Origin of the sequence: Lentzea albida, from assembly GCF_900111005.1 — a bacterium.
GTDB classification, from domain to species: Bacteria; Actinomycetota; Actinomycetes; order Mycobacteriales; family Pseudonocardiaceae; genus Lentzea; species Lentzea albida.
On the sequence record NZ_FOFV01000001.1, the window covers coordinates 919,592 to 943,219 of the forward strand.

Genomic DNA, 23,628 nt, shown 5'->3' on the forward strand with positions numbered 1-23,628 from the left:
CCGGCTGACCGGGAACGCGGCTCGGACGCCCCCGGCGCCGGTCCGGCGGAGGGAGTGGAGCGCGCAGTGTCCGAAGTGGACGCCCGTGACGTCGTGACCGGAACCCCGATCCGCACGCTCGCGCAGCTGCGCGAGCTGATCCCGGAACCGTTGCCCTACCTGCGGGACAAGGCCATCACGGTCGTGGACGAGGGCTCACGCGGGTTCCTCGAGGCCTCGACGTTCTTCCTGCTCGCCACCACGGCGGCGGACGGCAGCGTCGACGTCTCCCCGCGCGGCGACCCCGCGGGCAGCGTGAAGGTCCTCGACGAGCGCACCGTCGCGTTCGCCGACCGGCCGGGCAACCGGCGCGCGGACAGCTACCGCAACCTGCTCGAACACCCGCGGATCGGGATGCTCTTCCTGGTCGCCGGACGCACGGAGGTCATGCGCGTCAACGGGAGGGCGACGCTCGTGCGCGACGCGCCGTTCCTGCGCGACTACCCGGCGGCCGCCCCGCTGCTCGGGGTGGTGGTCGAGGTCGAGGAGCTGTTCCTGCACTGCGGCAACGCCCTGCGCCGGTCGTCGCTGTGGAACCCGGAGGACTGGCCCGCCGACGAGTCGGTGCCGTCGTTCGCCGACATCGCGGAGAGCCAGAAGCGCCACTGGAAGGTCAGTCCGGAACCTCGGCGCTGAAGTACAGCGAGCCCAGGTCGCCCCGCGTGGCGATCAGGGCCTCGTTGCACTTGGCCTGCAACGAGTCGGTGCTCGACAGGTTGTCGACGTCGATGGCGCCGCACCGGAGGTTCTCGAAGTCGCCGACGGCCGTCATCAGGCGGGGCAGGACCTCGCTCACGTCGTCCTGGACGGGCTTGCCCTGCAACGACTCGTCGAGCCGCCGGGTCATCGTGCCGACCTCGGCGACCCACCGCGCGCACTCGGCGGGGGTGCCGCTGTGCTGCGAGCCGCACGGCGCGGTGAACAACGCCCGGATCTCGCCGCACTGCCGGTCGCAGGCGGCGGGGACCTCACCGCAGCCGGTGGGCAGGAGCAGCAGGGAGATGACCAGGAGTGTGCGCTTGATCACGCAGCGCACGGTATCGGCTGAACGGCGTAGCGCCCAAGCGGCCTGAGTAGGGTGAACGCGTGTCCGACACCCTTGACCTCCTCGCCGACCCGATCGACCTGACGACCGCGCTCGTGGATGTGCGCAGCGTGTCCGGGGAGGAGGGGGAGATCGCGGACCTCGTGGAGCGGTCACTGGCCCTGCACGCGCCCCACCTGGAGATCACCCGATCGGGGAACGCGGTGCTGGCCCGCACGCACCTCGGCCGCGACCGCCGCGTCGTGCTCGCCGGGCACCTGGACACCGTGCCGATCAACGAGAACTTCCCGAGCCGGCGCGAGGGCGACGTCCTGCACGGCTGCGGCACCGTCGACATGAAGGGCGGCGACGCGGTCATGCTCGCGATCGCGGCCCTGAGCGCCGACGCGCGCCACGACCTCACGTTCGTCTTCTACGACTGCGAGGAGATCGAGGCCGAGCGCAACGGGCTCACGCGCATCCAGCGCGACCTGGGCGAGTGGCTGCTGGGCGACCTCGCGATCGTCTGCGAGCCGTCGAACGGCACGGTCGAGGCCGGCTGCCAGGGCACGATGCGCATCGAGATCCGCACGTCGGGCAAGCGCGCCCACACGGCCCGCGCGTGGATGGGCGAGAACGCCATCCACTCCCTGGGCGAGGCGCTGCGGCGGCTGGAGGCGTACGTGCCGCGGCAGCCCGAGATCGACGGCTGCCACTACCACGAGGGCCTGCAGGCGGTGAAGATCTCCGGCGGCGTCGCGGGCAACGTGGTGCCGGACTCCGCCGTGCTCACCGTCAACCACCGCTTCGCCCCCGACCGTTCCGCGGAGCAGGCCGAACAGCACCTCCGCGAGGTCTTCGAGGGCTTCGACGTCACCGTCACGGACGTCGCCGCGGGCGCGCTGCCCGGTCTGGGCGCTCCGGCGGCGCAGGAGTTGGTCACGGCGGCCGGCGGCACCCCGGTGGCCAAGCTGGGCTGGACGGACGTCGCCCGCTTCGCCGCGCTGGGCATGCCCGCGGTCAACTTCGGGCCCGGCGACCCGACCCTGGCGCACACCCGCGAGGAGCACGTGGAGGTCCGACAGATCACCGGGTGTTTCGACGTGCTTAAGCGATTTCTGTTGAGCTGATCACTAGCATCTCAGTGATGACGGAAGAGAAGAACGGCGTCGTGGACGAGCGCCCCACCGAGAAACAACGCGGCCCCGTCGTGGAGCGGCGTCATCGCAAGGACGACCGCACCACCACAACGGACCAGCGGCTGCTGGACTCCCGGGGCCCGTCGGACTGGGTGCACACCGACCCGTGGCGGGTGCTGCGGATCCAGGCCGAGTTCGTCGAGGGCTTCGGCGCGCTGGCCGAGGTGCCGAGCGCGGTGACCGTGTTCGGCTCGGCGCGCACCGGACGGGACCACCCGGAGTACCAGCTCGGCCGCGACCTGGGCGCGGCGCTGGCCGAGGCCGGGTTCGCCGCGATCACCGGTGGTGGTCCCGGCGCGATGGAGGCCGTCAACCGCGGGTGTTCGGAGGCCGGTGGCTTCTCGATCGGCCTGGGCATCGAGCTGCCGTTCGAGCAGGGCCTGAACCCGTGGGTCGACCTCGGGGTGAACTTCCGGTACTTCTTCGTGCGCAAGACGATGTTCATCAAGTACTCGCAGGCGTTCATCTGCCTGCCCGGCGGGTTCGGCACGCTCGACGAGCTGTTCGAGGCGTTGACGCTGGTGCAGACGAAGAAGGTCACCAAGTTCCCGGTGGTCCTGTTCGGCACCGCGTACTGGCAGGGGCTGTACGACTGGATCCAGAACTCCGTGCTGGAGGGCGGCAAGGTCGGGGAGAAGGACCTCGCCCTGCTGCACCTGACCGACGACATCGACGACGCGGTCCGGGTCGTGAAGGACGCGCACAAGGCCTGGGCGGACGCACACTGATGTACGTAGCCGTTTACTGCGGAAGCCTCGCCACCGTCCCCCAGAGCTACGTCGACCTCGCCGCCGAGGTCGGCCGGCAGATCGCCGAACGCGGGTGGCACCTCGTGTGGGGCGGCGGGCAGACGTCGATGATGGGCGCCGTGGCCCGTGCGGCCCGCGCTGGCGGCGCGCACACCTACGGCGTGATCCCGAAGGGGCTCGCCACCCGGGAGATCGCGGACCGCGAGTCGACCGAGCTGCACGTGGTCGACACCATGCGCGAGCGCAAGAAGATGATGGACGACAAGGCCGACGCGTTCCTGACGCTGCCCGGTGGCATCGGGACCGCGGAGGAGTTCTTCGAGGTCTGGACCGCCGGTGTGCTCGGCATGCACGGCAAGCCCGTGGTGCTCCTGGACGTCGACAACCACTACAAGGGCCTCGTCGAGTGGCTGGGTGAGTTGCGGGACAAGGGGTTCGTGTCGCACGCCGCGTTGAAGTCGCTGGTCGTCACGGACGACGTGTCAGTCGCTCTTGACGCTTGCGTCGTCTAGCCCCTTGGCCTTGGCCAGGAGCTGGGTCTCCGGCAGGAGGTCCGGGAGCGGGCGGTACGGGGTCGCGGTGACCTCGAAGCGCTTGCCGGAGACCACCCTGCCCTGCCAGGAGCCCGCGATCTCGCCGTCGACGAGGATCGCGCCGCGGCGGCCGAGGATGCGGAAGATGTCCCTCTGCGCGGCCTTGTCCGGCAGGAGCAGGTCGCGGTCCCGTGCCTGGAGGTACGGGTCGGTGGGCGGCAGCAGGCGGACGTCCGGGGGTTCGGCGTCGGCGATCTCGACGTCCTCGGGCAGCCACGCCGGCGCGCCGTCGACGGTCACCTCGACGAGGCCCTCCTTGGGCCAGCGCTTCTTGACCTCACGCGTCGACGTGCCGAAGTAACCGGCCACTTCGGACGGTCCGGCAGGGCCGTGCAGGGTCAGGTAGCGGTGGACGAGCTCGTCGAAACCCGCGGTCCTGCGGGGGACACCCGGCCAGCCGTGGATGCGTTCGAACGTCACGGTCTTCTCCTCCGGGATGATCCGGAGACCCGCCGGGAGCGCGCCGAGGCGGAAGATCGGGTCGCTGACGTGCTCGGTCCGGCAGCCGCGGCAGGGTTCGATCGTCTGCTTGGGCGCCAGCGGGGTCAGGGCCTTGCTCACCTCGCCCTTGGTCATGGGCTTCGTGACGATCGACCTCATCGCGGTGGCGATGTGCCGCAACGCGTCCAGCAGGTCGTCGACCTTCGGGCGGGCCGCGCGGGCTCTCGCGTCGGCGTCGTTCCACGGCCACAGCGCGCGGGAGAACGCCTTCAGCTCGCCCGCCCGGTGCAGGTGCGGGGCACCGCGCACCGACCAGGTCACGGTGAAGTCTTCTGTCGACGGTGCGTCCAGCCTCGCGGCGAGACTCAGCAGGGCCGAGCCGGAGGTGTTGTCCTGGACGCCCAGGGAGAACACCGCCAGCTCGGCCGCGTCGCCGGTCCGCCGGTCCAGCTCGTGCTGGTGGATCCGGTGGAGGAGCACCTGTTGCCGGGTGAGGTCCACCCGGACATTCTTACGCCTTCGGAACCGTGAGGCTCGACGGTCCGAAGGTGACGGTTGAGCCACGCGTCGATTCCGACAGGTAACGCGGGTCCACCGTGTCGATCACCAGTGCGATCCGGTTGCCCGCGCCGACGGTCCACGCGGTCGGTTCCAGCTCCACGTCGAGCGTCTGCGTGCGGCCCGCGCCGGTGACCTTCACCGGCTTGTGCGTGATCAGCGCGCCCAGGCCGAGCGGGCCGACCTCGTACAGGTACGCGAACAACGTCGTCGTCTCCGCGCTCGGGGTCACCTGGAGCCGGAGCTTGGGCGTGCCGGCGAGCGTCGCGCCGTTCGGGTACTGCGGCCCGCTCCACACCCCGGCGACGTTCCGGTCGACGAACGGCAGCGAGACGCCGGTCGGGATGTTGAGGAACCCTTGCAGCGCACCGGAGAGCAGGATCGTGCCGCTGTCCGCGACCGTGTTCCAGCCCGCGGTGATCCGCCTGCCGTCGAGCGCGACCGTGTCGGCGTTGCCGTTCGGCCAGGCGCCGAACTTCCTCCACGTGCCGCCGTTGTTGGGCTTGAGCTGCACCGGCTGCTCGGCGTCGATGCCGTTGGCCGTGCCCTTGACGTAGCGGTCGAACCAGCGGCCGACCGACTCCCAGATCTCGTTGGGCAGACCCGCCGCGCCGAACAGCTCGGCGGTGGCGTGGTCGCCCGGCGAGAGCATGAGCCGCTTCGGGCCGGTGAGCTCGCCGTAGAAGTCCGCGATCTGGCCGGGCGCGAAGATGCCGTCGTTCCAGGCGTTGCCGAGCAGGACCGCGGTGCCGTTGGAGTTGATCTGCGCGATCTTCGCGGCGGTGGCGGCCGAGCGGTCCGCCGAGATCGGCACGACCTCCCAGAACCTGCCGTCGCGGTAGGCGTCCTCGGCCTCGACGAGCACGGGGCCGGGACGTCCGGTGGCCTTGCCCGCGGCCAGCAGGACCTCGACGGCCTGCTTGTTCACGGTGCTGTTCGGGTAGAGCGACCGGGCCAGGTCGGTCCACGTGCTGAGCGCCGCCGCGGCCTTGATGCGCTTGTCCGACGCCGCGGCGAGCAGGGACTGCCCGGCGCCGTAGGAGATCCCGGCCGCGCCGACCTTGGTGCCGTCGGCGTTCGCGTTGGTGACGGCCCAGTCGATGACCTTGCTGACGTCCCCGACGGTGTCAGGGCCGGCGACGTCGATCTGGCCGCCGGAGTCCCAGAAGCCGCGGCTGGTGTAGCTCACGACGACGTAGCCGGACTCCTTGGCGAGCTTCGCGGCGGCGCCGACGTACTCGATGTTGGGGACCGCCCAGCTGGACGGCATGACGAGCAGCGGGAACGGGCCGCCGCCCCGGCCGGTGGGCTCGACGACGAGGGCCTTCAGGGTGGTGCCGCCGACGCCGGGGATGGACCGGTAGGTGATCTGGTGTCCGGGAGCCGCCGTGGCGGCGACCGGAGCACCGAGCAGGGTTGTGAGGAGTACGAGGGCTAGAACAAGTGATCGTCGCACGCTGGTCCTCCTTGACCATGACGTAGATCACACAGGGTGTTACCGGCGAGTAAACCAGGTTGCTACTCGTGGGTAGCAAGAAGCTGTGAGTCAGGTCACTGTCTACGCTGGGTGGCGTGAACCGATTCCGCGTCACTGACCTGCCGGAAGACCGCGTGCTGGTCGTCGCGCATCTGACCAGCGCGGACGAGCTGAGACGGGCCGTGGAGGCGGGTGCGGACGTCGTCGAGTTCGACGGCGAGCTGGAATTGCCGTCACTCACCGGGACGTTGGACGTGGTGACGATCCCACCAGGCGACGAGGACGAGACGCTCGCGGCCGCCACGGTGGCTGCGCTGTCCGGAGCACGCGCCGTTCGTGCGTCTGACGTGCGGCAGGCGAGGAAGGTCGTGGAGATGGTGGCGAGCGTGACGGGGACCCGTCCGCCGGCGCGGGCGATGCGGGCGCTGGCCTGATGCTGCCCGCCACCGAGGCCTGGTTCGCCTCGCACACCTGGCAGCAGCCGTCCTGGACGGTCGACGAACTGGTCGCGCTGAAGCGCGGCCGGACCGTGTCCGTGGTGCTGCCCGCGCTGAACGAGGAGGAGACCGTCGGCGACGTCGTCTCCGTCGTCCGGCCCTTGGTCGGCACGCTCGTGGACGAGCTGGTCGTGATGGACTCCGGGTCCACCGACCGCACCGCCGAGGTCGCCTCGGCCGCCGGGGCGCGGGTCGTGCTGCGCGAGGACGTCGTGCCGTGGCTTCCACCGTTGCCCGGCAAGGGCGAGGTGCTGTGGCGGTCGCTGGCCGCGACCACCGGTGACCTGATCGTCTTCCTCGACTCCGACCTCGTGGACCCGGAGACCGCGTTCGTCACGGCGCTCCTCGGGCCGTTGCTGCTGGACTCCGGCGTGCACCTGGTGAAGGGGTTCTACCGCCGGCCGTTGCGGCTGGAGAGCACCGGTGGCGGGCGGGTGACGGAACTGGTGGCGCGGCCGTTGCTGAACACGTTGCGGCCCGAGCTCTCCGGTGTGGTGCAACCGCTCGGCGGGGAGTACGCGGCCACGCGGTCCTTTTTGGAGTCCGTTCCCTTCGCGGCCGGGTACGGCGTGGAGATCGGGCTGTTGCTGGACGTGCACCGGGTGCACGGCCTGTCCGGCCTGGCGCAGGTGAACCTCGGGGTGCGCAAGCACCGGAACCGGTCGTTGCTGCAGCTCGGCGCGATGTCGTCGCAGATCATGGGCACGGCGCTGGCCCGGTGCGGCGTCTCCGCGGACTCCGGGCCGTTGACGCAGTTCGTGCAGGTCGGCGGGGAGTGGCTACCCGACTCGACCGACGTGCTCGTCGCCGATCGGCCGCCGATGGTGCACGTGGTCGAAGAGGGCTAGCTGTTCGGTCCGGTGCGTGACGACCAGGGCGGTGCCCCGGCTCGCGTCCAGGACCTGGGCCAGCACGCGGTCGGCTTGGTCGGGGTCGAGGCCCTCGGTGGGCTCGTCCAGCAGCAGGACCTCGGGGTGCGCGAGCACCGATCTGGTGAGGACGAGTCGCTGGCGCTGGCCGCCGGAGATCTCCTCGCCGCGTTCGCCGACGACCCGGTCCCAGTCGAGGTCCAGTTCGGTGATCGCGGCCGCCCGGTCCAGTTCTTCCTGTGTCGCATCGGGTTTGGCCAGCAGGACGTTCGTGCGGACCGTGGTGTGGAAGACGTGCGCGTCGGCCAGCGCGCCCTTGCTGGGTTCGAGGCGGTGCGCGAGAGCGTTGAGCAGCGTGGTCTTGCCCGCTCCGCTCGGCCCGACGATCGCCGTTCTGCCGTGCAGTTCCGGGGGTTCGGTGACGTGGGGCGGTTCGGGCTCGTCGGTGCGTTCCGGAGCGGGCTTGGTCAGCGCCGCGAGGGGGACGGTGATCTCGAACGCGGCGACGGCGGCCATGACCAGCCACGCCGGTTCGTGCTGGGCCAGCATCAGCAGGGCCGCGGCGAACTGGACGGCGATCGCCAGCGGGGTCAGGTCGCGCGTGCGTTCTCCGCGGGACAGCTCTTTCGCGGTCTCGGTGGCGATGCGGAGTTTCTCGTCGAACAGGTCGTAGGCGATCAGTTCTTCTCTGCCGTGGACCAGTTCCGTGGTTTGTTCGGTCAGCCTGGCGCGCAACGGCGTGAGGTCCCGCGGCGTGCGGATCGCGAGCCAGGGGAGCAGGGCGAGGTTGACCAGCAGTCCGGCGATCAGCGGCAGCGAGAAGCCCGATGCCGCCGCGACGACGGCACCGGTCAGGGCGGCGGTGATCCACGGCAGGGTGGTGCGGAGCCGCGCGTCGAGGTGCTGGTCGACGTTCGTGACGATGCGGGTCAGCGCCGTGCCGGACGGGACGTGCTTGCGGTGCACGAGGTCGTCGTAGACCTGGCCGCGCAGCTCCACGGCCTCGCTGAGCACGGCTTGGTGGCTGCTCAGGCGTTCCAGGTAGCGCAGGGCGCCCTTGGCGAGGGCCAGGGTGCGGACGGCGACGATCGCGACGGTGAGCGCCTGCACCGGCGGGTGCTCGGCGGCGCGCAGGACCAGCCAGGTCGCGGTGGCGGTCAGGCCGACTCCCGCCAGTTCGGCGAGGGTGCCGACGAGGATCGCGAGTCTCATACCCGGACCACCCTGTCGACCTCGCTGAGCAGTGCCGGTCGGTGCGCGACGATCACCGCGGTCCGTCCTCGGATGAAGTCGCGTGTCGCTTCGAGCACCAGTGCCTCCGTCTCCGCGTCGAGGTGGGCGGTCGGTTCGTCGAGCAGGAAGAGGCCGGCCCGGCGCCGGTCGAGCGCGTTCGCCACCGCGACCCGTTGCTGCTCGCCCGACGAGAGGTTCGCCGGGACGAGCACGGGGCGTTGCGGCACCCAGGCCAGAGCTTCCAGCCACTTCCGCTGGTCGATCTCCCGCAGGTCGACGCCACCGACGAGCACCCGGCCGCGGTCGGGGCGCACGAAACCCAGCAGCAGTCCGAGAACCGTGCTCTTGCCGGCGCCGCTCGGCCCGACGAGGGCGATCCGTTCACCGGGGCGGATGTGCAGGTTGAGGTTCTTCAGGCTGCGGACGCTCACGTTGTCGAACACGATCTCGGCTTGCGCGAGATCAGGTGGTGCCTGACCCGTGGTTTCGTCGTGTGCCGGCACTTTGCCGAGGACTTCGCGGCCCTGAGCGCTGGCGTGGTACTGCGCTCCGGCGGCGCGCAGCGGCAGGAACGCTTCTGGAGCAAGGAAGAGCACGAGCAGTGCGGTGTGGAGCGGCACGCCGCCGTCGAGCAGCCGGAGCCCGACCGGCACGGCGATGAGCGCGACCGACATCGTGGCCACGAGTTCGAGCACGAACGCCGACAGGAACGCGACGCGCAGCGCCGCCATCGTCTCGGTCCTGTGCCGCGCGGCCAGCCTGCGGACCGTGGCGGACTGCGCCTCGGCCCGTCCGAACGCCCGCAGCGTGCCGATTCCCTTGACCACGTCGAGGAAGTGCCCGCCGAGGGTGGCCAGCGCGTCCCACTGCCGGGATGTGCGCTCACGGGTGTGCGCGCCGACCAGTGCCCCGAAGATCGGGATCAACGGCAGCGTGACCAGGATCGTCAGGGCCGCGGTGAGGTCGGCGAACGCCAGCCTGACCACCACCGCGAGCGGCACCGCCACGGCCAGGACCCGCATGGGCAGGTACCCGACGACGTACGGCGTCACGTCGTGCACGCCCCGGGTGACCAGCGTGGCGACCTCGCCGGCCTTGGTGCCGGGGGAGCGCAGGAACGCCTCCCGCAGGCGGACGCGGGTGCGTTCGGCGGACCGGTGAGCCCACTCGCGGTGCGCCCACCACACCAGCACCCGCGCGCCGATCACCAGGCACAGCAGGAGAAAGCCGGTGCCACCGCTGAGCACCGACGCCAGCAGTTCGGCCTGGGCCAGCACCAGGAAAGGAACCGGGATCAGCGCGAGGAGAGGGCGACGATCGACCACTGCAACACCACCACCAGCGGGATGACCGGGATCGCGACCCACGCGAGCAGGCCGAGCGTGTCGGGGTGCGCCATGAGGCCGGTGACGTCGATCGAGCTGAACGCGAGCGGGATCGGCAACGCGCACAGCGCCGCCGTCACCGGGAAGAGGGCCTTCCTGTGCTGGAACGCCCAGCCGTGCAGGGCGAACAGCACCGGCATCACGAACGCGACGGGCCAGGGCGCGTCGAGCAGGTGCGCCAGGAAGAGCCCCCAGCCCGCGGACACCATCAGCGCGCCCGTGAACACGAGCCACCACCACAACCTGAGCTGGACCGAGGCCATGAACAGCACCAACCCGGCCAGGAGCAGCGTGAACGTGCTGTGCGCGCCGGAGAGCAGCTCGCCTTCGAGGCGCGGGAACGCCGCGAACAGCACCCCGATCACGGCGACCAGCCACACCTCGTTGCCCAGGAAGAACGGGGTCATGCGGTGCAGCACGACCTCTCGTCTGCCGAAGGGCAACAGCAGTCCGCTGCCGTAGTCGAAGCCGGCCAGCGCGAAGTAGCCGACGGTCAGAACACCGAGCACGGTCAACCACAGAGCTTCCATCAGAGCGTCACCACCAACGGCGAGACAGGAGCCGGCTCCACGTCCGGACCACGACGGACCGCGCGTGCGATCAACGCCCAGTCGACGCAGGCCAGCACCACGAACAGGGACGTGAACACGACGAGCGACAACAAGATCTGCGAGACGTCCACATGCGACACCGCGTCCTCGGTGCGCAACAACCCGTAGACCAGCCACGGCTGGCGCCCGATCTCCCGGAACATCCACCCGAAGATCGCGGCGGCGAACGGGAACGGGATGCCGAACACCATGAGGTACAACGGGAAGCGCATCCGGATCACGGCGTCGCGGAGCAGCAACGGCAGGGTGAGCCAGCTGACCACCGTCAGCCCCATCCCGATGAGGATCATGAACCCGAGCGGCGCGCCGATCCACGGCACCGCCCCGGTCTTGCCCGGCTGGTGCGCGGCGATCACCGGGAACTGCGCGAACCCGGCGCCGATCAGCACCGGTGTGGCCAGTGCCGTGGTCACCACGCCCATCCGCAGCGACCGCCGGAAGAAGTCGGTCTCGGGCGTGCGCTTGATGAAGTGGTACGCCGAGACGCCGGTCAGGAACACGCCGCCGGCCGTGATCGCCGCGAAGACCACGTGCACGAACGCGGAGGTGAACGTCGGATTGGTCAGCAACGCGCCGAAGTCGTCCAGCCGCAGCACGTTCCCGTCGACCCGGTAGCCGACGGGGTGCTGGAGGAACCCGTTCGCCGCCATGATCCAGAACGCCGACGCGAACGCGGTCAGCGCGGTCAGGTACAGCAACGCCAGGTGCACCCAGCGGTGCAGCCTGCCCCAGCCGAAGATCCAGAGCCCGAGGAACGTCGACTCCAGGAAGAACGCGATCAGCGTCTCCAGCGCGAGCGGCGCCCCGAACACGTCACCGGCGTAGGTCGCGAGGCCCGACCAGTTCAACCCGAACTGGAACTCCATCACGACACCGGTGACGATCCCGAGCGCGTAGTTGATCACGTAGATCCGGCCCCAGAACCGCGTCATCCGCTCGTGCACGGGCGCGCCGGTGATCGTGAACCTCGTCTGCATGACCACGAGCAGCGTCACCAGGCCGAGCGTGAGCAGCACGAACAGGAAGTGGAACGAGGTCGTCAAGGCGAACTGGAGCCGTGCGAGGTCTACTGCGCTCATGGGTAGCGACGGTATGTGTAGCACGGCTACTTATTAAGGCCGGAATCCGCATCTCAGGGGGATCTCAGGGCTGACCCTGACCGAGGATTTCAGGGACCACTCCGAGTGCGCGATGACTAGAGTCGCCACCCATGAAGCCCGACGCGCTCCGCGGCCACCTCGACGCGTTGCTGCTGGCCACGCTCGACGGGAAGCAGCTGCACGGCTACGCGATCATCGAGGCGTTGCAGCAGGGCAGCGGCGGCGCGCTGGACCTCCCGACGGGCACGGTCTACCCGGCGCTGCGGCGGCTGGAACGGGCCGGGCACGTCACCAGCGACTGGAGCACGGTCGGCGGCCGCAAGCGCCGCACGTACAAGCTCACGCAGGCGGGGCAACGCGCGCTGAACGCCGAGCGCAGCGCGTGGCGCGAGTTCACGACGGTCATCGACGGGGTGCTGGGAGGGGGGAAGTGGGCACAGCAGTGATCGACCGGTACGTCACCGACCTCGGGGCGCGGTTGCAGGGGTCGAAGAAGCAGGTCCGCGACCTGCTCACCGAGACCCGCGACAGCCTGGCCGACGCCACCGAGGCGCACGTCGGCCGCGGCCTCAGCGAGCAGGAGGCCCAGGAGCGCGCGGTCGAGGAGTTCGGTCCCGTGCGCGAGATCGCGAACGAGTACCAGGCCGAACTCGCCGTCGCCTATGGCACGCGCACGCTCGTGTGGCTCGCGATCGTGCTGCCGTTGATGCACATGGCGTGGGAGTACGGGCGGATGCTGCTCATCGGCCCGTGGCAGGACTTCGCCGCGATGCCGCCCGCCTGGTACCTGTTCATCGCCAAGGCCAACGACCTGACCAGCGGCATCGCGTCCGGGGTGGCCCTGGTGACGTTGGTGCTGGGCCGGGTCCTCGCCCGCAAGTACGACTCGAGGCGGCTCGCCAAGATCGGCGCGGGCGTCGCGCTCACGGCCGTCGGCGCCGTGTTCCTCGGCAACGTCTCGATCATCCTGGCGACCGCGCACCTCGACGTGGCGCGGCTCGCGCAGTCGCTGCCGATGACCGTCGCGAGCGCGATCACCTGGATCGTGATCGTTCGTCTCGGTCTGCTCGCTCGCCGCTGCCTGAGCTGTGCCACGATCGTCGCGTGACCAACGCCCTGATCTACCTGATCGTGATGATCGCCGTCGCGGCAGTGGTGTTCCTGCTCGCGGCGTTGGTGTTCGGGCGCGGCGAGGAGCTCGCGCCGCTGCCGCCCGGTGCCTCGCCGACGAGGCTGCCCGCCGACGACATCACCGCGCAGGACGTCCGCGAGCTCAAGTTCCAGCAGGTCTTCCGCGGCTACAAGATGACCGAGGTGGACTGGGCGTTGCAGCGGCTCGCGACCGAGGTCGAGACCCTGCGGGCGCGCGTCGCGGAGCTCGAGGACCGGGAGAGCAGTGAGCACCCGGCCTGAGCCGCTCTCCCGCTGTCCCTGGGGCGACTCGACCCCGGACTACGTCGAGTACCACGACACCGAGTGGGGCGTGGAGCTCCACGGCACCCCCGAGCTCTACGAGCGGATGTCGTTGGAGGCGTTCCAGTCCGGCCTGTCGTGGATCACGATCCTGCGCAAGCGCCCGGCGTTCCGCGCGGCCTTCTGCGACTTCGACCCGTCGCTCGTCGCGGACTTCGGCCCCGCCGACGTCGAACGGCTGATGGCCGACGCGGGCATCGTCCGCAACCGCCTGAAGATCGACGCGGCGATCCACAACGCCCGCGTGATCGTCTCGGAGGGCGTCGACCTCGACGCGCTGCTGTGGTCGTTCGCGCCGGCCGTGCACGAGCGGCCCAAGACGTTCGCGGACGTGCCGGCGATCACGGACGAGTCGAAGGCGATGGCCAAGGAACTGAAGAAGCGCGGCTTCAAGTTCCTCGGCCCCACGACCTGTTACGCGCTGATGCAGGCGACCGGCATGGTCGACGACCACATCTCGACCTGCTTCCGGGCGAACGGCGCAGCCGCTACTTCCCGGTGAACTTCGGCGCCCGCTTGTTCACGAACGCGTCCACGGCCTCGCGGTGGTCCTCGGTCGCCCCGCAGTCGGCCTGGGTGCGGCGCTCGGCCTCCAGCGCGTCCTCCAGCGTCCCGTCGGCCGCGGCGGCCAGCGCCTCCTTGATCTTCGCGTAGGCCGTCGTGGGCCCCGCGGCGAGCTTCGCGGCCAGCAGGTGCGCGGTGGAGAGCAGTTCGGAGTCGGGCACGACCTGGTTGACCATGCCGATCCGCAACGCCTCCTCGGCGCCGACGGGCTGGGCGAGCAGCATCATCTCCATCGCGCGGCCGTGGCCGATGAGCCGCGGCAGCGTGTACGACGCGCCCGAGTCAGCGGTGAGGCCCACGTTCGCGAAGGCCATCAGGAACTTGGCCGACTGGCCCGCGATCCGCAGGTCGGCGGCGTAGGCGAAGGAGGCACCGGCGCCCGCCGCGCTGCCGTTGACCGCGGCGATCACCGGCTTCGGCATGCCGATCAGCTCGCGCACGATCGGGTTGTAGTGCTTCTCGACGGTGTGCAGAGGGGCGGGATCACCGGCCTGCAACAGGCCGATGTGCTCCTTGAGGTCCTGCCCCGCGCAGAACGCCCTGCCCGCACCCGTGATCACCACCGCGCGCACCGACGCGTCCACCGCGGCGGCCTTCAGCTCGGCGAGGAACGCCTCCTTCAGCGAGACCGTGAAGGCGTTGAACGACTCGGGGCGGTTGAACGTGAGCGTGCGCACACCATCGGCGTCTTCGACGAGGAGCTCGGACACTGGACCTCCATCAAGCAGTGGAAACGTTGCGCACCGGCCGCAGGCACCCGTCGACGAAGCGACTCGTGCCCGGTGCCAGCCGCAGGGTCTGTTCGTCGAAGAACGACGCTGCCGCGTGCCCCGGCCAGTCCGGTGGCAACAGTTCAGCAGGAAGACCGGGATCGCGGAACAGGAACTTGCGCCACGCGTGCAGCAGCTGCTGCGAGGCCGCGAACGCCGCCGCGTCGTCCGTTTCGTCCACAACGGACACCTTCTCGGTCCAGTGCGCGACGAACCCGGCGTAGTCGCGGCCCAGCTCGGCCAGGTCCCAGGCCTTCGCGGCCAGCTCGGCGTCGCCACCGTCGTGTGAACCGTGAAAAGTTCGTGCGGCGATTTCTCCGGCGGCCAGCACGTCGGCCAATCCGGGGGACGGCCGGGGAGCGATCCACGTCACAGGGCCGAGCGCGCCGTAGCCCAGCAGCTGCAGTTCCGACGCCAGGTGGTCGCGCGAGTCGCGGCCCGGCATCTCCTCCAGCACCACGACGTGCCAGCGACCGTCCCACGTGGACGGCCCGGTGCGGTAGATGCGGGCAGCGGCCTCGTCGAGCCGGCGTTCCCCGCGGGGTGTCATGGCGTATCCGGGCCCGTCAGGCAGCCTGCTGGGCTGCAACCAGCCCTGCCTGACCGTGCGCGACACGGCCGTGCGGACGGCCGGCGCGGCGAAACCGAGGGGCTCGAGCAACCGGACGAGCGCGGCGATGGTGGCGGCGCCGCCGCGTTCGCGAAGGTGGCCGCCGTAGACGTCGAAGAGCGCGGAACGGGCTCGCACCCGGCCCAGTCTGTCACGACACGTCCGAGGGTGCCCAAAGTGTTGCGAGGTCGTGAAAACAGGTGTTGATCAGGTACAAGAGAAGATCGACAACTGTCACCCGGACTCGCCAAAAGATCGGTTCGGTTTCGCCCCTGAGTCGCGATAGGGGAGAATGGAGCAGATCCGGCCTGGCCGGACGGGGAAGATGTTGACGGAGGGAGCACGCGATGGCGGCCATGAAGCCCCGGACCGGCGACGGTCCCCTCGAGGTCACCAAGGAGGGACGCGGCATCGTCATGCGCGTGCCGCTCGAGGGTGGTGGGCGCCTTGTCGTCGAGATGTCGGCGGACGAGGCCAGCGCCTTGGGCGACGCGCTGAAGGCCGCCGCCGGCTGAGGCACCCGGCGAGGAAGCAGTGTTGAGCCCCGGTTTCCACAGTGGAGACCGGGGCATCGCTTCGTTCTCGGCCCAGGCGAGAATGAGCGGTCGTCAATGCAACAGGGAGGTCCAGCCGTGCCGTCGACGGTTCCGTCAGTGCCCACCAAGCTCGTGGACGTCGAGGTGGCCACCACCGCGCGCCGCGGCGTGCCGGCAGTCGTGCTCGCCGCCACCGGACCGGCGCTCGGACCGGGTGGCGACGGCATCGACGTCTCCGACCTGACCGGCAAGGCCGGTGAGGCGGTCCGCCACGACGGGACCTGGACGCTCGGCGTCGGCACCGGGACGCCCGCCGACTACCGCACCGCCGGCGCGGCGCTCGTGCGCGCGCTGAGCGGCGACGACGCACCGAAGACGGCCGACGTCCTGCTGACCCCCGACTTCGACGCCGAGAAGGTGCGCGCCCTCGTGCTGGGCGCGGCGCTCGGCGGCTACCGCTTCAAGGTCACCGGCGAGGACGCCCCGAAGCGTGTCAGCTCGCTGCGCCTCGTCACCGCGGACACCGGGTTCGAGGAGGTGCTCACGTCGGCCGCGCTGAAGGCCCACGCGCTGGCCACCGCCACCTCGCTGACGCGCGACCTGGCCAACACCCCGTCCAACGTCAAGGACCCGCGCTGGCTCACCACGACCGCCGCGAAGCTCGCGGACAAGGTCGACGGGCTGACGGCGACCGTGCGCGATGAGAAGTGGCTGGCGCAGCAGGGCTTCGGCGGCGTGCTGGCGGTCGGCGGCGGCTCGTCCCGCCCGCCGCGGTTGCTCGAGCTGACCTACGGCACCATCGGCCCGCACCTGGTGTTCGTTGGCAAGGGCATCACGTTCGACACGGGCGGCATCTCGGTGAAGCCCGCCGACGGCATGCACCTCATGCGCACCGACATGGCAGGCGGCGCCGCGGTGATCTCCGCGCTGCTGGCCGTGGCCCGGCGCGGGCTGCCGGTCAGGGTCACCGGGCTCGTGCCGTGCGCCGAGAACCACGTCTCCGGCTCGGCGTACCGGCCCGGTGACGTCGTGCGGCACTACGGCGGCGCGACGACCGAGGTCCAGAACACCGACGCCGAGGGCCGCATGGTCCTGGCCGACGCGATGGCGTACGCGGTGAAGAACCTGAAGCCCGACCTGCTCGTGGACATCGCGACGCTCACCGGCGCGATGAAGGTGTCGCTCGGCCTGCGCACGGGCGCGGTGCTGACCTCGTCCGACGCGCTGGCGGCCGAGGTGGTCGAGGCGGGCGCGAACGTCGGCGAGAAGTGGTGGCGGATGCCGCTGCTGGAGGAGCACGTCGACGCCGTCAGCAGCGAGATCGCGGACTACAGGCAGACCCCGCCCGGCCCCGGCGGCATCACGGCGGCGCTGTTCCTGCAGAAGTTCGCGGGCGACGTGCCGTGGGCGCACCTCGACATCGCGGGCCCCGCGCGGTCGGAGAAGGTCTACGACGAGGTCGTCGCGGGCGCCACCGGGTTCGGCGCGCGGACGCTGGTCGAACTGGCTGAAAAATATTCGCGTTAACCGACGATCGACCGATACGAGACGGTGGCGTTCCACGGCATGATGTGAGCTCCTTCACAACGTCGTAGAGGAGCGCTCGTGTTACTCCGCCTGGCTCTCGCCGTCTCGCTGGTCATCGCGTCGTTGTCCCCTGCCACCGCCGCCGCGCCCTGGTGGGAACCGGTCGCCCGGCCCGCGCCGGACTCGCAGATCAACGTGACGGGGGAGCCGTTCCGGGGCACGGACGGCCAGGGCAGGGTGCGCGGGCTCGTCGACGCGCACAACCACCTCATGACCAACGAGGGCTTCGGCGGCCGGCTGATCTGCGGCAAGCCGTTCTCGGAGCAGGGCATCGCGGACGCGCTGAAGGACTGCCCCGAGCACCACCCTGCGGGCCTCGGCGCGATCTTCGAGGCGATCGTGACGGGCGACCTCGACGGTCACGACCCGGTGGGCTGGCCGACGTTCAAGGACTGGCCGTCCGACACGACGGTCTCGCACCAGCAGAACTACTACGCCTGGCTGGAACGGGCCTGGCGCGGCGGCCAGCGCGTGCTCGTCACCGACCTGACCAGCAACGCGACGCTGTGCATCATCCACCCGTTCAAGGACCGCGGCTGCGACGAGATGGCGTCGGTCCGGTTGCAGGCGCAGCGCACCTACGAGTTGCAGGCGTTCATCGACAAGCAGTTCGGCGGGCCCGGCAAGGGCTGGTTCCGCATCGTCACGTCGGCCGAGCAGGCCCGTGACGTGATCACCCAGGGCAAGCTCGCCGTGGTGCTCGGCATCGAGACCTCGGAGCTGTTCGGCTGCCGCACGTTCCTCGACCTGCCGCTGTGCAGCAAGGCCGACATCGACCGCGGCCTGGACGAGGTCTACGCGCTCGGCGTCCGCAGCGCGTTCCTGTGCCACAAGTTCGACAACGCGCTGTGCGGCGTCCGGTTCGACTCGGGCACGCAGGGCGGCGTGATCAACGCTGGTCAGTTCCTGCGCACCGGCCAGTGGTGGCAGACCGAGCAGTGCAAGGGCCCGCAGCAGGACAACCCGATCGGCACCGTCGGCCCGAACGCGCTGATCCCGGCCGGTGTGGTCGCGCCGCAGTACGACCCGGCGAAGCGGTGCAACGTGCGCGGCCTGACCTCGCTCGGCGAGTACGCGGTGCAGGCGATGATGCGCAAGCACATGATGATCGAGATCGACCACATGAGCGTGAAGGCCGCCGGTCGCACGCTGGACCTGGCCGCGCAGGCGAAGTTCCCGGGCATCGTGTCGAGCCACAGCTGGATGGACGCCCAGTGGACCGAGAAGGTCTACCAGCTCGGCGGGTTCATCGCGGGCTACGAGAACGACCCCGGCGGCTACGTCTCGCAGGCCGCGGCCGCGGAACCGTTGCGGCGCAAGTACGACGTGGGCATCGGCTTCGGCTCCGACTACAACGGCGTGGGCTCGCACCCGGCACCGCAGACCGGCGTGACCTACCCGTTCCGCAGCTACCCGGACGGCCCGCTGGTCGACCGGCAGCGCACCGGCGAGCGGGTCTGGGACATCAACGTCGACGGCGGCGCGCACATCGGCCTGCTGCCGGACTGGGTCGAGAAGGTCCGCCAGCTGGGCGGCGACCGGCTCGTGCAGGACATGCTCGGGGGCGCCGAGTCGTACCTGCGGACGTGGTCGGGCACTCAGCGCTGGACGCCGTGAGTCCTCAGCGCGTGGTCGCGGAACGCGCGGACCGCGGGCGTCAGCGGGTTGCCGCTCAACCACGTGAGCCCGAAGATCCGGCCGGTCCGCGGCGTCAGTGACAGCTCCCGCAAGCCGGGAGGCGGCGCGAACTCGGCGTGGGTGAGCAGTGCCACGCCGAGTCCCGCCGCGACCAGCCCGCGCACGGTCTCGATCTCCTGGCACTCGAACACGTAGCGGGGCACGACCCCGGCCGCGGCGCACATGTCGTCGGTGATCTGGCGCAGGCCGTAGCCGTGTTCCAGGGTGATCAGGTCCTCGTCGGCCAGGTCCTCGATCCGCACGGCCTTCCTGGACTCGAGCCGGTGCCCCGCCGGCACCACGACGATCAGCGGCTGCTCGAACACGACGACCGACTCGAACTCGGGCCCGGCGGGCGGCGGGGCGACCAGCGCGAGGTCGATCTCCCCGCTGACGAGCTTGTCGACCACGGCCTGGCGGGCGTTCTGGACCAGCCCGAACCGCACGTGCGGGTGCTCGGCGCGGTAGCTGCGGACCAGTTCCGGCACGATCGCGCGGCCGAGCATGTGCAGGAACCCCAGCACGACGCGGCCCTTCTCCGGGTCGAGTTCCTCCTCGACCTCGCGCAGCCCCGGTTCCAGCGCGGCCAGCGACCGGGTGGCCGCCTCGGCCAGCAACCGGCCCGCCCGCGTGAGGCGCACCCGGCGGCCGCTCCTGACCAGCAGCGGCGCGCCGAGCTGCTCACCCAGTTCGGCGATCCAGCGGCTGACCGTGGGCTGGGGCAGCCCGACCCGCTCTGCGACGCGGGTCACGTGCTCGTCCGCGGCAAGCGCTTTCAGCACCGCCAGCTTCGGTGCCAGGTCTGATTCACGCACGGATCGATTGTGGCCCATTTCCGTATTGGACGTATGGCTTAGCGTCGGAAGCGTGAACAGGTTGACCGCGTCCATCGCCGCTTCGGGGTTCGCGTGCTTCGCGCTGCTGTACACCCCGCAGCCGGTCATGCCGCAGATCGCCGCCGACTACGGGCTCGGGCCGGGCAGCGCCTCGCTCGTCCTGTCCGCGGCGACGCTCGCGCTGGCGGTCGTGGTCGTGCCGATCGCGATGCTGTCGGAACGGGTCGGGCGCAGGCCGGTGATCGTGGTCAGCGTGCTGGTCGCGGCGGTGCTCGGGCTCGTGCTGCCGTTCGCGCCGAACTACGACGTGTTCCTGGGCCTGCGGGTGCTGCAGGGCGTCGCCGCGGCCGGGGTGCCCGCGGCGTCCATGGCCTACCTCGCGGACGAGCTCTCGAAGAAGCGGCTGGGCGCCGCGATGGGCGCGATGATCGCCGGCAACAGCCTGGGCGGCATGTCCGGGCGTCTCGTCGCCGGCATGACGTCGGACTGGCTGGGGTGGCGCGGCTCCGTGCTGCTCGCCGGCGCGTTCGGGCTGGTCGCGGCCTTGATCGTGGTGTTCCTGCTGCCCAGGGCGCACAATCGGCCGAAGCGGGCGCCCGCCGGCATGAAGGCGGCGCTGAAGGACCCGGTGCTGCTGTCGATGTACGTCGTCGCCGTGCTGCTCGTGGGCACGTTCATCTCGTTCTACAACGTGGCGGGGTTCCAGCTGTCCGGCCCGGCGTGGCTCGAGACGCTGGTGTTCCTCTTCTACGGCTTCGGCAGCACCGCGGCGGCCGTCGCGGGCAGGCTCGCGGACCGGTTCGGCCGGGGCCGCGTGCTGCTGCTGTGCATCGGCGTGGTGGCGGTCGGCGCGCTGGCGAGCCTGCTGTGGGTGCCGCTCGGCCTGGCGGTCGTGACCGCGGGGTTCTTCGCCTCGCACACCACGGCGAGCGGCTGGGTCGCCGCGCGAGCGCCCGAGCACGCCCGCGGCCAGGCCTCCGGGCTCTACCTCGCCGGCTTCTACGTGGGCAGCAGCGTCGGCGGGACGTCCGGCGCCACCTCGTACGAGGAGTGGGGCTGGACGGGGCTGGTGCTCGTGATCCTGGGCTGGCTGGCCCTCGCGGCGATGCTCGCTCAGAACTCCAGGGCGAGGGTGGCGCGCGAGTCGACGGGGGAGATCGCGGTCCTGCCGAGCCTCGGCAGGTCGAGCGTGCCGGCGACCATGCCGACCGAGACCGAGCGGGTGTCCGCCGGGATCTCGACGACGACCGCGAACGGCAGCGGGCCGCCGTCGTAGCGGCTGCCGACCTGCGGGGCGGCCGAACCGTCCGGCAGCGTGACGGTGATCAGGTCCTTGGTCAGCAGTCCACCGGCGGTGTCGGGGAGGTCGCCCGAGGCCTCGACCCGCACCTCCAGCAACGCCTTGTCGGGCGCGGAGATCGTGGCCACGTCGTACTGGCTCTCGCCGAGCTTGACGGGGCGCTGGCGGCCGAGCCGGACGCCGGTGATCTTCATGCCGAGCTCGCGGTCGCCGAAGCGGATCTTCTGCGTCTGCTCCTGGAACCGGCCGGGGGCCGCGGCGCGCTGCAGCACGTGCGGCGAGCTGTCGGCGCGCTTGCCGGACGGGACCTCGACGCGCTGCTCGAGCGACTTGGCGCCGAGCGTGCCGAGGACGAGGTGCTCGGCGCCCTCCTGCGGGTCCGGCACGGTGTAGACGACGAAGACCGAGCCGTTCGCGGGCAGCCGGTCGGCGGGCAGGACCTGGCGCTTGCCCGGCACCTCCAGCGCGAGCTCGGACGGCTGCGGGGCGAACCCCTGCCAGTTGGTGCGGTGGAAGCCGCTGTCGGTCTCGTTGAGCTTCTCGACCTTCATCCTGACCACGCGCAGCCGTGAGCCGGACTCGGCGCGGATCGTGCCCTCGGCGGTGTACCAGACGTCCGGGTTGGCCCAGCCGGTGACGGCGGTGCCGAGCAGGTCGTCGCGCAGCTTGATGTCGGCGCCGCCGAGGCCGAGGTCGACGTTGGAGCGCTTGCCGTCGTCGGGCAGCACGGCCAGGAAGTCGCGCCCGGCCGTCAGGTCCTGCTGCTTCGACGGGTCGAACTCCTTGCCGTCGGTGCGCACGAGCGTCCCGCCGGGAGAGCTGCGGTTGCCCTTCTCCGGCACCTGCGGCGACTGCACTTCGTAACGGACCTCGTCATCCGTCTTGGTGACTTCCTTCAGCGGGACGGGCACCCAGTCGGTGCCCGCGCCGGTGCCGGGGACCTGGACGGGCCCGCACCACAGCCTCTTGTCGACCTCGGACTCGACGCCCGTCTTCGAGAACCAGCAGCTGACGGCGGCGGCGCCCGCGCGTGCCACGTAGCCGTACTCGAGGGTGTAGGCGAGCTGGGCTTCGGCGTTCGCCTGCAGGTCGGAGGCGTCGGCGAGCTTCTTGCCGTCCACGGTGAGCCGAGGGGCGGCCTGCTGTCCGGCCGGGGCCGACGTGCCACATCCCGTCACTGCCAGGAGGACCGCCAGACCCAGTACCGCAGCACGCACAGTCCTCGCGCCCCTCACCAGTTGAAGCCACAACATCACTACTGGTTAAAGGCGGCTCTCACTCGTCGGGGTTGCCCCCGACGAGTGTGTCTCAGATCACACTGCGGTAGACCTCGACCGTCTGCTCGGCCATCGCGGACCACGAGAACTCCTGCTCAGCCCGCGCTCGCCCGGCCGTTCCGAACCGCTTCGCGCGCTCGGGGTCTGTGATCAAGTCGTTGATGGCTTCCGCGAGTTGGTGTCGATATGTCGACAAATCCTGCTCGTCGTAGTGGACGAGAAGGCCCGTCTCGCCGTGCACGACGACCTCGGGGATGCCGCCGACGTCGCTCGCGACGACCGCCGTGCCGCACGCCATCGCCTCCAGGTTCACGATGCCCAGCGGCTCGTAGACCGACGGGCACGCGAACACCGTCGCGTGGCTCAGGATCTGCCGCACCTCGGCGGGCTGCAGCATCTTCTGGATCCAGAACACCCCCGGCCGGGCCTGGGAGAGCTCGCTGACCGCCTGCCGGGTCTCCTCGGCGATCTCCGGCGTGTCCGGCGCCCCCGCGCACAGCACGACCTGCGCCTCGGGATCGATGTGGTGCGCGGCCGCGACGAGGTGGCCGACGCCCTTCTGCCGGGTGATCCGCCCGACGAACGCCACGATCGGCTTGGCGGGATCGATCCCGTACGCCGTGAGCGCGTCCGTCTCGGTGACGGGGTGGTAGGCGTTGCTGTCGATGCCGTTGCGCACGACGTGCACCCTGGCGGGGTCGAGCGCGGGGTAGGCGTCGAGCACGTCGGCCCGCATGCCCTCGCTCACGGCGATCACCGCGTCGGCGTGTTCGTAGGCCGTGCGCTCCGCCCAGGACGAGATCCGGTACCCGCCGCCGAGCTGCTCGGCCTTCCACGGCCGGCGCGGCTCGAGCGAGTGCGCCGTCACCACGTGGGGGATGCCGTGCAGGAGTTTGCCCAGGTGACCACCCATGTTGGCATACCAGGTGTGCGAGTGCACGAGGTTCGCCGTGGAGATCGCGGACGCCATTTCCAGGTCGACCGCGAGCGTGGTGAGGGCCGCGTTCGCCTGCTCCAGGCTGTGCGGTGGGTTGTGGGCCGTGGCGTCCGATCTGGGCGCACCGAAGCAGTGCACGTCGACGTCCACGAGTTTGCGGAGGTGGGGCACGAGGAATCCCACGTGCACTCCAGCCCCACCGTAGACCTCTGGCGGGTACTCCCTTGTCAACAGCGCAACTCGCACGCACCCACCGTAGATCACAGATGTACTTGTTGGGACGAAC

Annotated in this window: 25 protein-coding genes; 14 read left to right on the plus strand and 11 right to left on the minus strand. The window is 70.6% G+C overall.

Features of this window, described 5'->3' with window-relative positions:
- The first annotated feature begins 66 nt into the window (after positions 1 to 66).
- Complete coding sequence (locus tag BMY74_RS04540; protein WP_245785882.1) at positions 67 to 675, plus strand: MSMEG_1061 family FMN-dependent PPOX-type flavoprotein; 609 nt, start codon at positions 67 to 69, stop codon at positions 673 to 675.
- Here BMY74_RS04540 and BMY74_RS04545 read toward each other — a convergent pair.
- Complete coding sequence (locus tag BMY74_RS04545) at positions 653 to 1,066, minus strand: hypothetical protein (protein ID WP_089909690.1); 414 nt, start codon at positions 1,064 to 1,066, stop codon at positions 653 to 655. The genes BMY74_RS04540 and BMY74_RS04545 overlap by 23 nt on opposite strands.
- Positions 1,067 to 1,125: 59 nt before the next feature.
- Between BMY74_RS04545 and dapE the strand changes: the two genes are divergently transcribed.
- From dapE to BMY74_RS04560, 3 genes are read left to right on the plus strand one after another with little or no spacing between them, the layout of a single operon-like run.
- Positions 1,126 to 2,193: a succinyl-diaminopimelate desuccinylase gene (dapE, locus tag BMY74_RS04550; protein WP_089909693.1), complete on the plus strand. Its 1,068-nt coding sequence runs from the start codon at positions 1,126 to 1,128 to the stop codon at positions 2,191 to 2,193.
- A 17-nt stretch (positions 2,194 to 2,210) separates the two neighbouring features.
- A complete protein-coding gene (locus BMY74_RS04555) occupies positions 2,211 to 2,990 on the plus strand; it encodes an LOG family protein (protein ID WP_089909695.1) in 780 nt (259 codons plus the stop codon).
- Positions 2,990 to 3,523 (plus strand): LOG family protein, encoded by a 534-nt coding sequence (locus BMY74_RS04560; protein WP_089909698.1) that lies wholly within the window; start codon positions 2,990 to 2,992, stop codon positions 3,521 to 3,523. The genes BMY74_RS04555 and BMY74_RS04560 overlap by 1 nt, the downstream gene beginning before the upstream one ends.
- Here BMY74_RS04560 and BMY74_RS04565 read toward each other — a convergent pair.
- Positions 3,494 to 4,546, minus strand: a complete 1,053-nt coding sequence (locus tag BMY74_RS04565) for a winged helix DNA-binding domain-containing protein (protein WP_177229560.1) — start codon at positions 4,544 to 4,546, stop codon at positions 3,494 to 3,496. The two genes, BMY74_RS04560 and BMY74_RS04565, sit on opposite strands and share 30 nt — an antisense overlap.
- A gap of 10 nt (positions 4,547 to 4,556) precedes the next feature.
- A complete protein-coding gene (locus tag BMY74_RS04570) occupies positions 4,557 to 6,059 on the minus strand; it encodes a CocE/NonD family hydrolase (RefSeq protein ID WP_089909703.1) in 1,503 nt (500 codons plus the stop codon).
- 116 nt (positions 6,060 to 6,175) lie between these two features.
- Between BMY74_RS04570 and BMY74_RS04575 the strand changes: the two genes are divergently transcribed.
- Positions 6,176 to 6,514: a hypothetical protein gene (locus tag BMY74_RS04575; RefSeq protein ID WP_089909706.1), complete on the plus strand. Its 339-nt coding sequence runs from the start codon at positions 6,176 to 6,178 to the stop codon at positions 6,512 to 6,514.
- Positions 6,514 to 7,425: a glucosyl-3-phosphoglycerate synthase gene (locus BMY74_RS04580; protein ID WP_089909709.1), complete on the plus strand. Its 912-nt coding sequence runs from the start codon at positions 6,514 to 6,516 to the stop codon at positions 7,423 to 7,425. The genes BMY74_RS04575 and BMY74_RS04580 overlap by 1 nt, the downstream gene beginning before the upstream one ends.
- Here BMY74_RS04580 and BMY74_RS04585 read toward each other — a convergent pair.
- The 4 genes from BMY74_RS04585 to BMY74_RS04600 are packed head-to-tail and all read right to left on the minus strand — an operon-like array spanning position 7,357 to position 11,754.
- On the minus strand, positions 7,357 to 8,658 hold the full coding sequence (locus BMY74_RS04585) for an amino acid ABC transporter ATP-binding/permease protein (RefSeq protein ID WP_089909712.1): 1,302 nt from the start codon (positions 8,656 to 8,658) through the stop codon (positions 7,357 to 7,359). The genes BMY74_RS04580 and BMY74_RS04585 overlap by 69 nt on opposite strands.
- The gene (locus tag BMY74_RS04590; RefSeq protein ID WP_089909715.1) at positions 8,655 to 10,004 is read right to left on the minus strand and encodes an ABC transporter ATP-binding protein/permease; all 1,350 of its coding nucleotides are present in this window, start codon (positions 10,002 to 10,004) and stop codon (positions 8,655 to 8,657) included. The genes BMY74_RS04585 and BMY74_RS04590 overlap by 4 nt, the downstream gene beginning before the upstream one ends.
- Positions 9,974 to 10,594, minus strand: a complete 621-nt coding sequence (locus tag BMY74_RS04595; RefSeq protein WP_089909717.1) for a cytochrome d ubiquinol oxidase subunit II — start codon at positions 10,592 to 10,594, stop codon at positions 9,974 to 9,976. The genes BMY74_RS04590 and BMY74_RS04595 overlap by 31 nt, the downstream gene beginning before the upstream one ends.
- On the minus strand, positions 10,594 to 11,754 hold the full coding sequence (locus tag BMY74_RS04600; protein ID WP_089909720.1) for a cytochrome ubiquinol oxidase subunit I: 1,161 nt from the start codon (positions 11,752 to 11,754) through the stop codon (positions 10,594 to 10,596). The genes BMY74_RS04595 and BMY74_RS04600 overlap by 1 nt, the downstream gene beginning before the upstream one ends.
- A gap of 131 nt (positions 11,755 to 11,885) precedes the next feature.
- On the opposite strand from BMY74_RS04600, the gene BMY74_RS04605 reads away from it, so the two are divergent.
- Genes BMY74_RS04605 through BMY74_RS04620 form a run of 4 tightly spaced genes read left to right on the plus strand, consistent with a single transcriptional unit; the run spans position 11,886 to position 13,750 of the window.
- Entirely contained in the window at positions 11,886 to 12,221 is a 336-nt protein-coding gene (locus BMY74_RS04605) for a PadR family transcriptional regulator (RefSeq protein ID WP_089909725.1), read from the plus strand.
- Positions 12,206 to 12,883 (plus strand): permease prefix domain 1-containing protein, encoded by a 678-nt coding sequence (locus BMY74_RS04610; RefSeq protein ID WP_143091442.1) that lies wholly within the window; start codon positions 12,206 to 12,208, stop codon positions 12,881 to 12,883. The genes BMY74_RS04605 and BMY74_RS04610 overlap by 16 nt, the downstream gene beginning before the upstream one ends.
- Positions 12,880 to 13,188 (plus strand): DivIVA domain-containing protein, encoded by a 309-nt coding sequence (locus BMY74_RS04615; RefSeq protein ID WP_089909731.1) that lies wholly within the window; start codon positions 12,880 to 12,882, stop codon positions 13,186 to 13,188. Before BMY74_RS04610 ends, BMY74_RS04615 begins: the two co-directional genes overlap by 4 nt.
- Entirely contained in the window at positions 13,172 to 13,750 is a 579-nt protein-coding gene (locus BMY74_RS04620) for a DNA-3-methyladenine glycosylase I (RefSeq protein WP_089909734.1), read from the plus strand. Before BMY74_RS04615 ends, BMY74_RS04620 begins: the two co-directional genes overlap by 17 nt.
- Here the strand turns inward: BMY74_RS04620 and BMY74_RS04625 are convergent.
- Both BMY74_RS04625 and BMY74_RS04630 read right to left on the minus strand, forming a co-directional pair.
- Positions 13,737 to 14,522: an enoyl-CoA hydratase-related protein gene (locus BMY74_RS04625; protein WP_089909736.1), complete on the minus strand. Its 786-nt coding sequence runs from the start codon at positions 14,520 to 14,522 to the stop codon at positions 13,737 to 13,739. The genes BMY74_RS04620 and BMY74_RS04625 overlap by 14 nt on opposite strands.
- 10 nt (positions 14,523 to 14,532) lie before the next feature.
- Positions 14,533 to 15,330: a PaaX family transcriptional regulator gene (locus tag BMY74_RS04630; protein ID WP_089909738.1), complete on the minus strand. Its 798-nt coding sequence runs from the start codon at positions 15,328 to 15,330 to the stop codon at positions 14,533 to 14,535.
- Positions 15,331 to 15,539: 209 nt separating this feature from the next.
- Between BMY74_RS04630 and BMY74_RS04635 the strand changes: the two genes are divergently transcribed.
- The 3 genes from BMY74_RS04635 (at position 15,540) to BMY74_RS04645 (ending at position 18,932) form a co-directional block, all read left to right on the plus strand.
- Positions 15,540 to 15,707 carry a DUF3117 domain-containing protein gene (locus tag BMY74_RS04635; RefSeq protein ID WP_065914675.1) on the plus strand — a complete coding sequence of 56 codons (168 nt, stop codon included), beginning with the start codon at positions 15,540 to 15,542 and terminating at the stop codon, positions 15,705 to 15,707.
- Between the two features lie 96 nt (positions 15,708 to 15,803).
- Positions 15,804 to 17,255 carry a leucyl aminopeptidase family protein gene (locus BMY74_RS04640; RefSeq protein ID WP_089909741.1) on the plus strand — a complete coding sequence of 484 codons (1,452 nt, stop codon included), beginning with the start codon at positions 15,804 to 15,806 and terminating at the stop codon, positions 17,253 to 17,255.
- 78 nt (positions 17,256 to 17,333) lie between these two features.
- A complete protein-coding gene (locus BMY74_RS04645; protein ID WP_089909744.1) occupies positions 17,334 to 18,932 on the plus strand; it encodes an amidohydrolase family protein in 1,599 nt (532 codons plus the stop codon).
- Here BMY74_RS04645 and BMY74_RS04650 read toward each other — a convergent pair.
- Entirely contained in the window at positions 18,914 to 19,807 is an 894-nt protein-coding gene (locus BMY74_RS04650; RefSeq protein ID WP_342716588.1) for a LysR family transcriptional regulator, read from the minus strand. The genes BMY74_RS04645 and BMY74_RS04650 overlap by 19 nt on opposite strands.
- A 52-nt stretch (positions 19,808 to 19,859) precedes the next feature.
- Here BMY74_RS04650 and BMY74_RS04655 point away from each other — a divergent pair, with 52 nt between their 5' ends.
- Positions 19,860 to 21,104, plus strand: a complete 1,245-nt coding sequence (locus BMY74_RS04655) for an MFS transporter (RefSeq protein WP_089909749.1) — start codon at positions 19,860 to 19,862, stop codon at positions 21,102 to 21,104.
- A 1,332-nt stretch (positions 21,105 to 22,436) separates the two neighbouring features.
- Here the strand turns inward: BMY74_RS04655 and glgA are convergent.
- Complete coding sequence (glgA, locus tag BMY74_RS04670) at positions 22,437 to 23,588, minus strand: glycogen synthase (protein WP_089910538.1); 1,152 nt, start codon at positions 23,586 to 23,588, stop codon at positions 22,437 to 22,439.
- Positions 23,589 to 23,628 lie beyond the last annotated feature (40 nt).

Coding starts and splice junctions, on each gene's coding strand:
- BMY74_RS04580 (WP_089909709.1), top strand. CDS start 6,514: ATGCTGCCCGCCACCGAGGCCTGGTTCGCCTCGCACACCTGGCAGCAG.
- BMY74_RS04600 (WP_089909720.1), bottom strand. CDS start 11,754: ATGAGCGCAGTAGACCTCGCACGGCTCCAGTTCGCCTTGACGACCTCG.
- BMY74_RS04595 (WP_089909717.1), bottom strand. CDS start 10,594: ATGGAAGCTCTGTGGTTGACCGTGCTCGGTGTTCTGACCGTCGGCTAC.
- BMY74_RS04555 (WP_089909695.1), top strand. CDS start 2,211: ATGACGGAAGAGAAGAACGGCGTCGTGGACGAGCGCCCCACCGAGAAA.
- BMY74_RS04560 (WP_089909698.1), top strand. CDS start 2,990: ATGTACGTAGCCGTTTACTGCGGAAGCCTCGCCACCGTCCCCCAGAGC.
- BMY74_RS04635 (WP_065914675.1), top strand. CDS start 15,540: ATGGCGGCCATGAAGCCCCGGACCGGCGACGGTCCCCTCGAGGTCACC.
- BMY74_RS04605 (WP_089909725.1), top strand. CDS start 11,886: ATGAAGCCCGACGCGCTCCGCGGCCACCTCGACGCGTTGCTGCTGGCC.
- BMY74_RS04640 (WP_089909741.1), top strand. CDS start 15,804: ATGCAACAGGGAGGTCCAGCCGTGCCGTCGACGGTTCCGTCAGTGCCC.
- BMY74_RS04585 (WP_089909712.1), bottom strand. CDS start 8,658: ATGAGACTCGCGATCCTCGTCGGCACCCTCGCCGAACTGGCGGGAGTC.